Annotated in this window: 14 protein-coding genes; 8 read left to right on the top strand and 6 right to left on the bottom strand. The window is 71.6% G+C overall.

Annotated features, from left to right (window positions below; genetic code table 11):
- The first annotated feature begins 4 nt into the window (after positions 1–4).
- Both ACZ67T_RS08740 and ACZ67T_RS08735 read left to right on the top strand, forming a co-directional pair.
- Entirely contained in the window at positions 5–667 is a 663-nt protein-coding gene (locus ACZ67T_RS08740; RefSeq protein WP_469982564.1) for a YveK family protein, read from the top strand.
- Positions 667–1,785 carry a GNAT family N-acetyltransferase gene (locus ACZ67T_RS08735; protein ID WP_469982562.1) on the top strand — a complete coding sequence of 373 codons (1,119 nt, stop codon included), beginning with the start codon at positions 667–669 and terminating at the stop codon, positions 1,783–1,785. The genes ACZ67T_RS08740 and ACZ67T_RS08735 overlap by 1 nt, the downstream gene beginning before the upstream one ends.
- Positions 1,786–1,817: 32 nt before the next feature.
- Here ACZ67T_RS08735 and ACZ67T_RS08730 read toward each other — a convergent pair whose 3' ends face one another.
- Positions 1,818–3,110: a glycoside hydrolase family 26 protein gene (locus ACZ67T_RS08730; RefSeq protein WP_469982560.1), complete on the bottom strand. Its 1,293-nt coding sequence runs from the start codon at positions 3,108–3,110 to the stop codon at positions 1,818–1,820.
- A 133-nt stretch (positions 3,111–3,243) separates the two neighbouring features.
- On the opposite strand from ACZ67T_RS08730, the gene ACZ67T_RS08725 reads away from it, so the two are divergent.
- Positions 3,244–3,396 (top strand): hypothetical protein, encoded by a 153-nt coding sequence (locus ACZ67T_RS08725; protein ID WP_469982558.1) that lies wholly within the window; start codon positions 3,244–3,246, stop codon positions 3,394–3,396.
- Between the two features lie 614 nt (positions 3,397–4,010).
- Here ACZ67T_RS08725 and ACZ67T_RS08720 read toward each other — a convergent pair.
- From ACZ67T_RS08720 to ACZ67T_RS08710, 3 genes are all read right to left on the bottom strand, one after another.
- Complete coding sequence (locus tag ACZ67T_RS08720) at positions 4,011–4,790, bottom strand: chaplin (protein WP_469982556.1); 780 nt, start codon at positions 4,788–4,790, stop codon at positions 4,011–4,013.
- 96 nt (positions 4,791–4,886) lie between these two features.
- Positions 4,887–5,099: a chaplin gene (locus tag ACZ67T_RS08715; RefSeq protein ID WP_469983077.1), complete on the bottom strand. Its 213-nt coding sequence runs from the start codon at positions 5,097–5,099 to the stop codon at positions 4,887–4,889.
- Positions 5,100–5,305: 206 nt separating this feature from the next.
- A complete protein-coding gene (locus tag ACZ67T_RS08710) occupies positions 5,306–5,716 on the bottom strand; it encodes a rodlin (RefSeq protein ID WP_469982554.1) in 411 nt (136 codons plus the stop codon).
- Between the two features lie 234 nt (positions 5,717–5,950).
- Here ACZ67T_RS08710 and ACZ67T_RS08705 point away from each other — a divergent pair, with 234 nt between their 5' ends.
- Positions 5,951–6,361, top strand: coding sequence for a rodlin (locus ACZ67T_RS08705; RefSeq protein WP_469983075.1), 411 nt, complete (start codon positions 5,951–5,953; stop codon positions 6,359–6,361).
- A gap of 9 nt (positions 6,362–6,370) precedes the next feature.
- Here the strand turns inward: ACZ67T_RS08705 and ACZ67T_RS08700 are convergent, their stop codons facing one another.
- Positions 6,371–6,610: a hypothetical protein gene (locus tag ACZ67T_RS08700; RefSeq protein WP_469982553.1), complete on the bottom strand. Its 240-nt coding sequence runs from the start codon at positions 6,608–6,610 to the stop codon at positions 6,371–6,373.
- A 390-nt stretch (positions 6,611–7,000) separates the two neighbouring features.
- On the opposite strand from ACZ67T_RS08700, the gene ACZ67T_RS08695 reads away from it, so the two are divergent.
- The 3 genes from ACZ67T_RS08695 to ACZ67T_RS08685 are packed head-to-tail and all read left to right on the top strand — an operon-like array spanning position 7,001 to position 8,408.
- Positions 7,001–7,273: an LCP family glycopolymer transferase gene (locus ACZ67T_RS08695; protein ID WP_469983074.1), complete on the top strand. Its 273-nt coding sequence runs from the start codon at positions 7,001–7,003 to the stop codon at positions 7,271–7,273.
- Positions 7,213–7,971 (top strand): LCP family protein, encoded by a 759-nt coding sequence (locus ACZ67T_RS08690; protein WP_469983072.1) that lies wholly within the window; start codon positions 7,213–7,215, stop codon positions 7,969–7,971. The genes ACZ67T_RS08695 and ACZ67T_RS08690 overlap by 61 nt, the downstream gene beginning before the upstream one ends.
- 29 nt (positions 7,972–8,000) lie before the next feature.
- On the top strand, positions 8,001–8,408 hold the full coding sequence (locus ACZ67T_RS08685; RefSeq protein ID WP_469982552.1) for a rodlin: 408 nt from the start codon (positions 8,001–8,003) through the stop codon (positions 8,406–8,408).
- A gap of 92 nt (positions 8,409–8,500) precedes the next feature.
- Here ACZ67T_RS08685 and ACZ67T_RS08680 read toward each other — a convergent pair whose 3' ends face one another.
- Positions 8,501–8,776 carry a hypothetical protein gene (locus ACZ67T_RS08680; protein WP_469982551.1) on the bottom strand — a complete coding sequence of 92 codons (276 nt, stop codon included), beginning with the start codon at positions 8,774–8,776 and terminating at the stop codon, positions 8,501–8,503.
- Positions 8,777–8,958: 182 nt separating this feature from the next.
- Between ACZ67T_RS08680 and ACZ67T_RS08675 the strand changes: the two genes are divergently transcribed.
- Positions 8,959–12,156 carry an AfsR/SARP family transcriptional regulator gene (locus ACZ67T_RS08675; RefSeq protein ID WP_469982549.1) on the top strand — a complete coding sequence of 1,066 codons (3,198 nt, stop codon included), beginning with the start codon at positions 8,959–8,961 and terminating at the stop codon, positions 12,154–12,156.
- The last annotated feature ends 132 nt before the right edge of the window (positions 12,157–12,288 follow it).

The following is a 12,288-nucleotide window of genomic DNA, read 5'->3' as shown; positions in this document are numbered from 1 at the left end:
AGTGATGACCGATGCTCCGCACCGGCGGGTCGGCCCGGCCGGTCCCCTCGCCCGGACGGCCGCCCGCGTGAAGCGCCTTCCCCTGTGGTCGCTGATCGTGGCCGGGGTCCTCCTCGGCGGCCTCGCGGGCGGCCTGTACGGCGTGCTGAAGACGCCGCAGTACTCCGCCACGAGCTATGTGATCGCGGTGCCGGACGAGAACTCCGACCCGTCGACCGCGCTCGGGTTCGCCCAGGCCTACGGCCGTGTCGCCACCCAGATCGCGGTCCTCGGCGACGCCCAGGCGCGGGCGGGCGTACCCGTGAAGGTGCTCCAGGACAGCGTGCGGGCCGAGACCTCGCCCGACGCGCCGATGGTCGCGGTGTCGGCGACGTCCGCGCAGCCGGGCAAGGCCGCCGCCATGGCCAACGCGGTGGCGCGGGCGCTGACCGCCGACGCCAACCGCACGCAGACCGGCACCAAGGTGAAGCTCCTCCAGTTCTCGCGCGCGGTGAAGCCCACCGCGCCGTCGTCGGCGTCCCCCACGGTGACCGCGCTCGTGGGCGCCTGCGCCGGCGGCCTCCTCGGCGGGCTCGTGATGCTGGTCCGTCCCCGGCGCGAGCCGGCGGAGGCGGAGGCGACCGTCCCCGGGCCCGCGGCTGCCGCGGACCTGCACAGGAGCGTCTGATGCGGCCCGGGGGCGGGGGCCTGTCGGCCGAGGTGTGCACCGACGGCGTCCGGTTCGGCGCGCTGGGCCCCGAGTGGGAGGCGCTGTACCGCAGTTCGCGCACCGCCACCCCGTTCCAGAGCCACGCCTGGCTGCACTCGTGGTGGCTCTCGTACGGGTCCGGGCGCGGCCTGTGCGTGGTCCTGGTCCGGGACGGAGGCCGGCTCGTCGCCGCGGCGCCGCTGACGCGGCGGTGGCGGCCCCTGCCGGTCCTGGTGCCGCTGGGCGGGAGCATCTCCGACTTCTGCGACGTCCTCGTCGACGATGACGGTGATGATGAGGGCGGCCGGGTGCGCGCGCTGGGCGACGCGCTGTGGCGGCTCGCCCGAACCCACGTGATCGACTTTCGCGAGGCCCGCCCGGGGAGCGCCGTCGAGCGTCTCTACGAGTGGTGGCCGGGGCCGAGGCGCCGCCTCGACGACTCCCTCTGTCTGGAGCTGCCGCCCGTACCGATGGACGACATCGTGGGCCGGCTGCCGCGGGCCCGCGCGCAGCGCGCCCGCGCCAAGGTGCGCAAGCTGGACGCCCTCGGGATCGAGCGCCGCGTCGTGCCGCCGGACGAGGTCGACGGCTCGGTGCGTCGCCTGGTCGAGCTCCACCAACTCCAGTGGGAGAGGCGCAAGGTGACGACGGAACACCTCAGGCCGCGCTTCTCCGAGCACCTCACCCGCTCGGTCTCCCTGATGGCCAGGTCGGGCGACGCGGTCGTGACCGAGTTCCGTATCGACGGAACGGTCCTCGCCGCCGACCTGACGCTGCTGTCCCCGCGCCTGACCGGGGGATATCTGTACGGCGCCCATCCGGACCTGCGCGAACGCAAGGCGGACGTCGCCACGATGCTGCTGCGCTCGTGCAGCGAGCACGCCCGGGACCGCGCGTCCGGATCGCTGAGCCTGCTGCGCGGCGACGAGCCCTACAAGCGTCACTGGCGCCCGCACAGCGTCGTCAACCAGCGTTTCGTGCTGGCCCGCCCCGGCACGTCGGCGGGTCTTGCCCTCGCCGTCGGCGACGTGACGGCGCGCCGCCTGGGCAAGAAGGCGCTGCACGCGTGGCGGGCCCGGGGCGGCGACACGTCGTGACGACCGTCGCCACCGGCCGGGACTCCGGCGCGTCAGGAGCGCCGCGACCACCAGTCGAACCGCAGGCACAGCCTCCCGTCGAGCCAGTAGTCCACCCAGTCGCCGAGGCCGAGCGGTGCGCAGTCGGGCGGGGTCACCGGAGGCGTGACCGGCGGCTTCTGGGGCGTCTGCGGTGTCTGGGGTGTCTCGGGCGTTGTCGGCTGCGTGGGCTGGGTCGGCTTGGGCACCGACGGCACCGACGGATCCAGGCGGCCGGAGAGCATCGAGCGGTAGACCAGCGACGACTGGGGGTTGTCGTCGCACTGCCAGACACCGTGCGGGCAGTAGTCCGTGATCGTGTTGTAGAGAGGCTTGTACCGGTCGATCCACTCGATCATGCGCCGCATGTACTCCGGGTTGTCCCCGTTACGGAACAGGCCCCACTCCGGGTACGAGATGACCTTGTGGTGCGCCTTGGCGAAGTCGACGTGCTCCTGAAGCCCGTACGGCTCCGAGACCTGCTCGGAGAACGACTTGCCCTCGGGCTGGTCGTACGAGTCCATGCCGATCACATCGACGACGTCGTCGCCCGGGTAGCACTTGGTCCAGGGCACGGCGTCGAGGCCGCGGCTCGGCGTGAAGTCGAAGCGGAACTTCTGCCCCGGCACCGACCGCATCGCCGTGACGATCCGCTTCCAGTACGTCTTCCAGGCCTCCGGGTCGGGCCCGCACCGGTGCGTGTACGAATCCCCGTTCATCTCCCAGCCGGGCACGAGCACCGTGTCCGGGACCTTGAGGTCGACGAGGCGCTGGGCGAGGCGCCGGAAGTGCTCGTCGAAGTCGCCGGCCGCGCCCTGCGCGAGGAGCGAGCGGACCTCCGCGTCGGAGACGTGCTCCTCGTTGCGTTCCATCATCGGCACGTTGAGCACGAAGATCCGGTCGGCCCGCTCGCGCCGCCACTGCGCCCAGTCCTCCAGGAACCCGGGGGCACCCTCGATGTTGCTCCACCGGTCGCCCGGCAGGTAGGTGTGCCCGACGCGCAGTTCGGAGCCGCCGAGCCACTTGCTGAGCCGCCCCATGCGCTGCACGCCCCTGGGCCCGTAGTCGAGGTAGGCGCCGAACGCGGGGAACGTCGAGGTGTCCGCCCGGGCACCCGTCACGCCGCCTGTGGGGGTGGGCGAAGGCGCGGGTGCCGTCGTCAGGGCGGGCTCGCCGGCCGGTGCCGGTGCGGGGGTCTCGACGGGGGCGGCGGAGACGGAGCCGGCCCCGATCACCGCTGACGCGAAGATCCCGGCCGTCATCAAGGGGATGCGCCGGCTCATGGTCCTTCGGCGTTGTGGGGACATGGCTACTCCTCGTGCCGCACTTCCTTCATTGCTGACACTCAGTCACACGAATGGGTGTTCCGCCAACCGGGGACCCGCCCGCACGCCTCTCTCGTCGCCCGTTCGGGTTATCACCAGGACGGAATCCCCCCACGTGTTCGACATCGGCGTCGCCCGCGGGGAGTACCCGCCGCCGGGCCCGGATGCTTCCCTGGAGGAGAGCGGCGCCACACCGCGCCGGGTCTCGGCGAGCGTCGCCGGAGCGGCCGTCCTCATTCCCATGGACGACGGGGAGCCATTGCGGTGAGCCGGCTGCCGGAGGAACTCCTCACCCACCACCTCCTGGTCCGGCGCGGGCGTGCCGCCGTTCGAGACGGATCACGTCTTCGCGGCGACCGGGTTCCCGGACGGCCCACGGCCGCACGGGGATGCTCGCGCCCGCACTGCGGGCCGGACTCGGCACGGACGCCCAGGCGATGCCCCGCGTCGGCTCCGGGTCCGAGTCCCGCAGGCCAGGGGTGTTCCTCGCGGGCCTGATGACGGCGGCGACTGCGCGGCGGGCGCCCCTCGGGCGGCCTCACACAGCCGGGCGGCAGGTCGGCGCACGCCCGCCGGCGACGGCCGACCGCTGAACGGTCGGACAGGTGACCGGGACCGCCGCGGGTGCGTTCGCGCCTGTGGCGTCCTTTGGAGTGACGGTGCGGGCGAACGGGTGAATCGGTTCCTCGGCGGGGGCCGGCCGGTGGTGGACTGGCCCGGTTGTAAGTGGACTGGCCCGGTTGTAAGACGGGCCCGGCTGCCTTCCCCATCAGCCGTCGGCGATTACGCCGTGGGTTGGCAGCCAGCGATTGAACGGCCCTGTCCGCCGGCCGGGAAGAGCGTGAACGTCGGCTCTTCCCGGCTTGGCGTGCGGCGATCACGTCACCGGGCGACGGTACGTCCCCGCCGGTAGAGGATCCCGCCGCCGATCAGCAGTCCCGCACTCGCCGCCGCGGCGGCCAGCAGATCCTGATCCGTCCCGGTCTCCGCCAACTCAGTGCGCTCGCCCGTGACATGGGCGAGCGGCACGGGCGCCTTCACGTCCGGGGGAGTTAGACGCTGCGTCGCCGGCGGCTGTACCCGGGCCGGAGGCTCGACGGAACGCGCGGGCGGCGGAGGCACCTCGGAGATCTCCTCCGGGGTGGCCACTCCGGAGGAGCAGCGGTTGCCCATCGCGGGGTTGGCCGCACCGGCCGCGTTCCCGGAGTTCCCGCACACGTTCACGGGAGTGTCCAGGGGGGCCTGTACGGAGTTGCCCGACAGGATGCCGGGCGACCCCTGTGTGTCGCTTTCGGCGTGGGCACCGCCCCGGGACATCTCGTCCTCGCCGTCGCCGTACCCGTCGTCCTCCGTACCGTGGGCCGCACCGCCGGCGGCCCGGTCGGAGCCGCTTCCGCGAGGGGAAGCGTGCTGCGAACGCTCGTGGTTCGCACAGGAGTTGCCGAAGGTCGGATTGAGCGCGGCGGCGACGTCGACCGTGTTGCCGCACGCGTTCACCGGGACGTCCAGGGGGGCCTGGATCGTGTTGCCCGACAGAATGCCGGGGGAGCCCGCTGCCTGCCCGTCTGCGCCCGACGCGGCGAACGCACTGGAGCCCGGCAGGGACAGAATGCTCGTCGCGGCCGCAGCCGCGACCATTCCCAAGTTCAGGGCCTGTCGCATCAAGTTGTCTTCCTGCTCGCAGATGAAAGCCGGCCTAGGAGTGCGATACGCGTCCAAGGCCGGCTGGAGCCGCGGCCCGACGGCCGGGGCGTTGAATCAGTCGTCGTTGACGCAGGCGTTGCCGAGCGTCGGGTTGAGCGCGGCGATCAGGTTGACGCTGTTGCCGCACAGGTTGATCGGGATGTGGATCGGGACCTGAACCACGTTGCCGGACAGGACACCCGGCGAACCGATCGCGGCACTCTCGGCACCGGCGTCGGCGAACGCCGGAGCGGCCATGCCCAGGGCCAGCACAGCGCCGACGAGCATCGTCGCGCTCTTCTTGAAATTCACTCTCTTACCCTTCTCTCGTCGTTCACGAACTGAGGTCATCACCTCGGTGTGAAAACGAGCCGTGACGCGGAAGGGAACTGAGCCGTCCGCGTTAAAGAAGCGCCCGGAATCGCCCCGAGGCAACGAAAACCGGGCCGCCGCGCCTGAGGAGGCGGGCGGCCCGGGTTCCCGGGGCGGGTGGATCAGCGGTTGCGGGCGCCGTTCCCGGACAGGATCGGGAAGTCGTCCAGGATGTGCGACAGCGGCTCGTCGCCCTTGGCCTGCGTGGAGTTCTCCGCACACTGCTGGTTCTGCGGGGACGACAGGACAGGGATGTCATGGACGCCGACCGGTACGACGCCGAGGACCCCACCTGCGTTGGCCTTGGCCGGCAGAGCGATACAAGGCTTGTTCAGCGAGCCCTGGACCAGGCCGAGCTGCGGGCTCATCTTGCCGTACGTGGCGGAGTTGCCGTAGACCTGCTTGGCACCATTGCCGCTGTTCGACGTCGTGCCGCCGCCGTCGCCGATGGCCAGCGCCTGAGGGGCGGCCGCAGCCGAGATGCCGACGACCGAAACGGTGACCGCGGCCGCTGCCATTGCCTTCTTAAGCATTTCCAGTTCCTTTTCGCGCAGACGCCAGTTAATGCTGCCCGGACAACAGGGTCGCGGCCGAAATGGTTGCGGCGCTTCACTCGGTCGGGCCGCACGCGCAGAGAGCGATCGGCCGATAGTCATTTATTCGGTGGCGCCTGGGTGGACCCGTCTGAGTGAACCCGGACAACCATGCGTGCAAATCCGAGTTGGGCATGGAGCTCCCGGTCGGGGGCAGCGAGAAGGGAATTCATGATGATGAAGAAGGTCATGGCGGCTGCCGCAGTCGCCGCCTCGGTCGCCGGCATCTCGGCGGTCGCAGCCCCCCAGGCGCTGGCGATCGGCAACGACGGCGGCACCACGTCGAACAGCGGCAACGCTGCCGAGCAGGTCTACGGCAACTCCGCCACGTACGGCAAGATGAGCCCGCAGATGGCGCTCATCCAGGGCTCGCTGAACAAGCCTTGTATCGCTCTGCCGGCCAAGGCCAACGCAGGTGGGGTCCTCGGCGTCGTACCCGTCGGCGTCCATGACATCCCTGTCCTGTCGTCCCCGCAGAACCAGCAGTGTGCGGAGAACTCCACGCAGGCCAAGGGCGACGAGCCGCTGTCGCACATCCTGGACGACTTCCCGATCCTGTCCGGGAACGGCGCCCGCAACCGCTGAGCCGCGGTGTCATTCCGTTGGGTCGTCCGCCTGTCCGGCGGCCCAACGGCCCTGGCCGTCGCGGGGCCAGATGTCCCGGGTGGCGATCTCGTCCCACTCCCGGTCAGGCTGCCCGGGAAGCGTTCTGCCCCGCTGCCTCCAGCTGTCGAACAGCGCCCCGTAAAGGGGCTCGTCGATCCGGCATTCGGGCGACTCCCGGCTCTGCGGAATAAAGCCCTTGGACGGTCGGTGGTTCTTGTTCTCCGGCACGACACTTCGCCTTCCTCGGGGCGATCTCTGGCTTCCTGTTCCATCTTCCTGGGAAATCGAAACAGTTGCCTTTAGAGCGAAAGAGTTACTTCCCGGCGGCGCGCGGGGCGGTCACCGTTCGAGGTATTCGGCTGGCATACGGTGCCATCAGATCTGTCCCTCGGCTGTGGAGCGAATCAGGTGACGAAACGCCGTTCACGCATCAGTCGTCGGGGAAATGTCTGCCTGTGCGCGGCAGACCTGAGCGTACTTCTCGCTGCGGCGGTTTCCAGGGCCGTTTCCACGGCGGGTAATTCCGTTTCCGCGCTGCCGGACGGGATTCAGCGGGTCGATGCGTTCAGCGGCTCCGTGAACCGGCCTGCCGAGGGGCCGGCACCCAATATTCTGCTCATGGGGACGGATGGCCGGTACACCATTTCGAGCGAGGAGACGAAGAAGTTCCACGCCGGTGGCGTCGCCTGCGGCTGCACCGATTCGCTGATGCTGATCCATGTCTCGCAGCGCCGGGACCAGGTCAGCGTGGTCAGCCTTCCCAGGGACTCGTTGGCGCAGATCCCCACGCACCGGGACCCGGGGAGCGGTTCTCCGCCCACCCCGCGAAGATCAACGCGGCGTTCGCGGAGGGCGGTCCCCCTTTCTCGGTCCGCACGGTGGAGGCCATGACGCACCTCAGGGTCGACCACTGTCTGCACATCGACTTCAGGCGGTTCATCGACAGCGTGAACGCGGTCGAGGGGGTGGACGTCTGCACCTCCGGGCGGCTGTCCGACTCGGCCGCCAAGCTCGACCTCCGGCCCGGCCGGCACCGCCTCGGGGGCGGTCAGGCCTTGCAGTACGTCCGCTCGCGCCATGTGGACGCAAGCGCCGACCTGGGGCGGATCCAGCGCCAGCACCGTTTCCTGATCAGCGTCATGCACGGAGTCGCCACCGCCGGGATCCTCGCCGATCCGGGCAGGGCGATCGGCCTGGCGCGGACGGTGCTCGGCGCCACGAAGACCGACCAGGGGTTCACGCCGGAGGAGCTCGTCTCCCGCGGCACCGATCTGAGCCGGCTGCCCGCTTCGCAGACCGAGTTCACCGTCGTACCCATCGCCGGGTTCAACCCGGTCATCGAAGGCGTCGGCACGACGCTGCGGTGGGACAAGAAGGCGGCGAAGAAGACGTTCGCCGCGCTCCACCAGGACCGGACCCTCACCCTCTCGCGACTCCACCGTGCAGCCGTCCGCCCCCCGCATCGGGGTCGAAACGGCGGTGCGCGGGACCTCGCTGGCCTGTTCCTGACCGTGAGGGCGCTGGGCCAATCGGGTTGCACCGCGAAACCGCATCAGCCCGGCTCAGTTGATGACCATGCGGCTCCGTGACCGGAGCCCGCCGATTGAAGGGATTCACCATGAAGAAGCTGTGGGCAACCGCGGCCATCGCTGCCTCCGTCGCTGGTATGTCGGCAGTCGCCGCCCCCCAGGCCCTCGCCATCGGGGACGACTCGGGCACCACGTCGAACAGTGGCAACGGCGCCTCGCAGGTGTACGGCAACTCCGCGACGCGCGGCGACATGAGCCCGCAGCTCGGGCTCGTCCAGGGCTCGCTGAACAAGCCCTGTATCGCTCTGCCGGCGAAGGCCAACGTCAGCTCGCTGGCCGGCGTCGTGCCGGTCGGCGTCCATGACATCTCGGTCCTGTCGTCCCCGCAGAACCAGCAGTGCGTCGAGAACTCCACGCAGGCCAAGGGCGACGAGCCGCTGTCGCACATCCTGGATGACTTCCCGATCCTGTCGGGCAACGGCGTGGGCAACAAGTAGTAGCCACGAAAGCGGGGGCAACCGGTGTCCGGTTGCCCCCGCTTTTCCGTGCCCGTTCTCTGCTTACCGGCTTCCTCTGCTTGCCCGCTTCGCTAGCTCACCGACGGCAGAAGCCCCGTCACCGGGGCCACCAGGTCGGTGACCTGGTGCAGCTCGTTCAGCCGGTTCAGGCCGCCGAGCTGCTCGTTCACCGTGGGGATCTCGGCCCTGTGCTCGGCCGGAATGCCGCTGGTGGTGAGGTCGTTGAGGCTGATCGGCTCCATGTTGCCGAGGGGGCCAACGGGAGCGGCCTCGGCCGCGGGCATGGCGAGAGCGGAGGCGCCGGCGGCCAGAGCGACCGCGGCGAGAACACGTCGTGTGGAGATCATGCCTCCAGCAACGGCCGTCGGGTGCCGGGGGAAACGGGCGCGACGGCCCGCCCACCCGAGAGGCGTACCGAAGTCGTACGGAATCGCCCGTCCCGGGGCGGGCGGTCGGGCGCGTGGTAGATCTGTACGCCACCGGCCTCTCCGCACGCGGGCCGGGGCGGGACATGGGGGAGGCGGGACTTGTGCGAGTCGCTCTGCTGGGTTCGGTGCAGGCCTACGCGGCCGAAGGCGCGACGCCGGTCGGCATAGGGGGAGTCAGGCTGCGGATGCTGCTCGCCCGGCTGGCCGTCGAGGCCGGGCGGCCGGTGTCCGTGGACGCGCTGGTCGACGGTCTGTGGGGCGAGCGGCCCCCGGCGGACGCCGCCAACGCCCTTCAGGCGCTGGTGTCCCGGCTGCGCAGGGCGCTGCGCGGGGCGGGCACCGTGGACTCCGTGCCCGGGGGTTACCGGCTGCCCGTCGAGGCCGGTGACGTGGACGCGTACCGGTTCGAGGAGCTCGCCGGTCGGGGCAGGCGGGAACTGGCCGCCGGGCGGGTGGACGAAGCGGCGACGGTGCTCGGGAGCGCGCTGGCACTGTGGCGGGGCGCCGCCCTGGCGGACGTACTGGAGGCGCCTTTCGCGCGGGGGTTCGCCTCGCGGATGGACGAGGTGCGGGCCGCGGCCGCCGAGGACCGGTTCGACGCGGAGCTACGGCTCGGGCGGCACGCCGAGGTGCTCGCCGACCTCGAAGTGGCGGGTGGAGAGCGACGGTTGAGCGAGCGGCTGGCCGGGCTGCGGATGCGGGCGCTGGCCGCGGCGGGGCGCCAGTCCGACGCGCTGGCCGTGTACGAGGAGACGCGCGGCAGGCTCGGCGAGGAACTCGGGGTCGACCCGTCGGCGGAGCTGCGCGCGATCCATCTGGCTCTGCTGCGGGGCGAGTTGGAGCAACCCGCTGCCCGGCCCGAGGCGGCGCCGAGCAGGATTCCCGCGCCGCTCACCAGCTTCGTGGGCCGGGACCGCGAGCTCGAAGGGCTTGCCGCGCTGCTCGCCGGGTCCCGTCTCGTCACGCTCGTCGGGCCCGGTGGCGCCGGTAAGACCAGGCTGTCCGTGGAGGCGGTGACCCGGCAGGAGGCGTACCGGCGCGGGCGGGTCTGGTTCGTGCCGCTCGCCGGGGTCGGCACGCCCGACCAGCTCGGCGACGCCGTACTCGGCGCGCTCGGCTCCTGGGACCTCCATGTGTCCGACGTGCGGCAGGCGCAGAAGAGCACGCCGACGGGGCGGGTGGCCGAGCTGATCGGGGCCGGTGAGGCGCTGCTCGTCCTCGACAACTGCGAGCATCTCGTCGAAGCCGCGGCCGAGTTCGCGTACGGGCTCCTGGCGGAGTTGCCGCAGCTGCGCATCCTCGCCACCAGCAGGGAAGCCCTCGCCGTCACCGGCGAGGCGCTGTGCCACCTCGGGCCGCTCGACGTGCCCGCCGGGACGCCGGATCCCGCCGAGGCGGCCGGCGCCGCCGCGGTGCGCCTCTTCGTCGACAGGGCCGGCGGGATCCGGCCAGGATTCACCCTCGACGGCTCCACCGTGGACGCCGTCGTGGAGATCTGCCGCCGCCTCGACGGGATGCCGCTCGCGCTGGAGCTGGCGGCGGCCAAGCTGCGCTCGATGGGCGTCGACCAGATCGCGCGGCGCCTCGACGACCGGTTCCGGCTGCTGACCTCCGGGAGCAGGGCCGCGCTGCCGCGCCAGCGGACACTGCTCGCGATGGTCGAGTGGAGCTGGGACCTCCTGGAGGAGCCCGAACGCGTACTGGCGCGCAGGCTGTCCGTGTTCCCCGGCGGCGCGACCCTCGCCGCGCTGGAGGCCGTCTGCGCGGACGAGGACCTGCCCGTGGACGACGTCCTCTACGTGGTCGGCTCGCTCGTCGAGAAGTCCCTGGTCGAGGCGTCGGGTGAGTCAGATGAGTCGGGGGATGACGAGCCGCGCTATCGGATGCTGGAGACCGTACGGGCGTATGCGGCCACGCGGCTCGTCGAGGGTGGGGACGGCCGTGGTGTGCGGGGGCGCTTCGGGGGCTACTTCCTCGCGCTCGCCGAGGAGCATGAGCCCGCGCTGCGTACGCGTGAACAGCTGCGCTCCATCGCGGTGTTCGACGCCGAGCACGACAACCTGATCGCCGCGCTGCGTGCGGCCGTCGACCAGGGGGACGCGGCCACGGCGGCCCGCTTCGTCGGCGCCCTGTTCTGGTACTGGGGAATCCGGGGGATGAGCAGCCAGTTCGAGACGGCGGTCGCCGACGTCCTCCGGTTCGGCGACGAGCTGCCCGGCCGGGCGCGGGCCGCACTCGGCGTCGTACAGCTGATGGCGGGCAGTTCCCCCGCCCCTGACGTCCCCGTACGGTCCCTGATCGATGCCTGCGAACCGGCCGGAGCGCTCGACTTCCACCCCTCGCTGCTGCTGTGGATCCCGCTCCTCGCGTTCTCCTCGGGCAACGACGACCTGGGGGAACGTCTGCTGCGGCAGTCGCTCGACCGGCCGGACCCGTGGGTGCGGGCGAGCGCGCACTGGGCGCGGGACTTCGTCCACACCGAGCGAGGTGACCTGCGGGCGGGGGCGGACTCGCGGGCGGCGGCGCTGCGCGGCTTCGAGGAGGTGGGCGACCGGTGGGGCCTCGGGCTCGCGCTGCTCGCCGTGGGCCGGGACCACTCCCTTCGGGGTGAACACGCCGCGGCCGTCGACGCGTTCGAGCGCGGGGTCGCGATCTCCTGCGAACTCGGCTCGGAGGACGACCTCTTCCACAGCCGTGCCCGCCTCACCGCGGAACGGATGCGCGCCGGCGACCTGGACGGCGCCCTGCGCGACCTCCACGCCGCGCGCCGGCAGGCCAAGGAGCGTGGCTACCGGCGCATGGAGGCAGAGCTCCTGTTCAGCGTCGCCGAATGGCACCGCCGCTCGGGCGACGTGCCGGAGGCCGAGAGCACCCTCGACCAGCTCGAAGCTCTCGTCCACCGGCTGCCGCTGCCCGAGGAGACGGCCCTCGACCTGATCACCGGATCCCGGATGGCGAACGCGCTCGCCGAGGGCGCGGCCACGCGTGCGCGCGATCTGCTGCCGAGGGCGGTGGGCGGGCTGCTCGCCCGGTTCGAGATGACGGAGATCGCGCGCGCGGCCGAACTCCTCGCCCGGCTCCTGCTGCTGGAGGGCGAGCCGGCGGGAGCGGCCACCGCGCTCGGTATGAGCGAGGCGATCCGCGGCGCCTTCGACGAGGGTGAGCCGGAGCTGCGGGAACTGACGGCCCGGCTCGTGGGGCGGCTGGGCGAGGGCGCGTACGGAGAGGCGTACGGGGAGGGGGCCGGGCTGTCCCGGGAGGAGGCGTTGGGGCGGCTCGGGGGTGACGGGGGCCGGTGACAGGTGACAGGTGGCGGGTGGCGGGTGACAAGGGCTGGGGCCGGGGCGTACGACAGCGGCCGACCGGGGAGTCCGGTCGGCCGCTGTCGGTGTGACGGGTGCTGTGTTGATCCTGGTGCTGTGTACCTCTTC

Source organism: Streptomyces sp. NPDC107517 (assembly GCF_055582645.1).
Note: the sequence above shows the minus strand (reverse complement) of the source record. Positions and strands in the feature narration are given on the sequence as shown.

Excerpts from the sequence above, each read along its gene's own strand:
- ACZ67T_RS08740 (WP_469982564.1), top strand. The coding sequence starts at position 5 with ATGACCGATGCTCCGCACCGGCGGGTCGGCCCGGCCGGTCCCCTCGCC.
- ACZ67T_RS08735 (WP_469982562.1), top strand. The coding sequence starts at position 667 with ATGCGGCCCGGGGGCGGGGGCCTGTCGGCCGAGGTGTGCACCGACGGC.
- ACZ67T_RS08730 (WP_469982560.1), bottom strand. The coding sequence starts at position 3,110 with ATGTCCCCACAACGCCGAAGGACCATGAGCCGGCGCATCCCCTTGATG.
- ACZ67T_RS08720 (WP_469982556.1), bottom strand. The coding sequence starts at position 4,790 with ATGCGACAGGCCCTGAACTTGGGAATGGTCGCGGCTGCGGCCGCGACG.
- ACZ67T_RS08715 (WP_469983077.1), bottom strand. The coding sequence starts at position 5,099 with ATGCTCGTCGGCGCTGTGCTGGCCCTGGGCATGGCCGCTCCGGCGTTC.
- ACZ67T_RS08710 (WP_469982554.1), bottom strand. The coding sequence starts at position 5,716 with ATGCTTAAGAAGGCAATGGCAGCGGCCGCGGTCACCGTTTCGGTCGTC.
- ACZ67T_RS08705 (WP_469983075.1), top strand. The coding sequence starts at position 5,951 with ATGATGAAGAAGGTCATGGCGGCTGCCGCAGTCGCCGCCTCGGTCGCC.
- ACZ67T_RS08695 (WP_469983074.1), top strand. The coding sequence starts at position 7,001 with ATGGGGACGGATGGCCGGTACACCATTTCGAGCGAGGAGACGAAGAAG.
- ACZ67T_RS08685 (WP_469982552.1), top strand. The coding sequence starts at position 8,001 with ATGAAGAAGCTGTGGGCAACCGCGGCCATCGCTGCCTCCGTCGCTGGT.
- ACZ67T_RS08680 (WP_469982551.1), bottom strand. The coding sequence starts at position 8,776 with ATGATCTCCACACGACGTGTTCTCGCCGCGGTCGCTCTGGCCGCCGGC.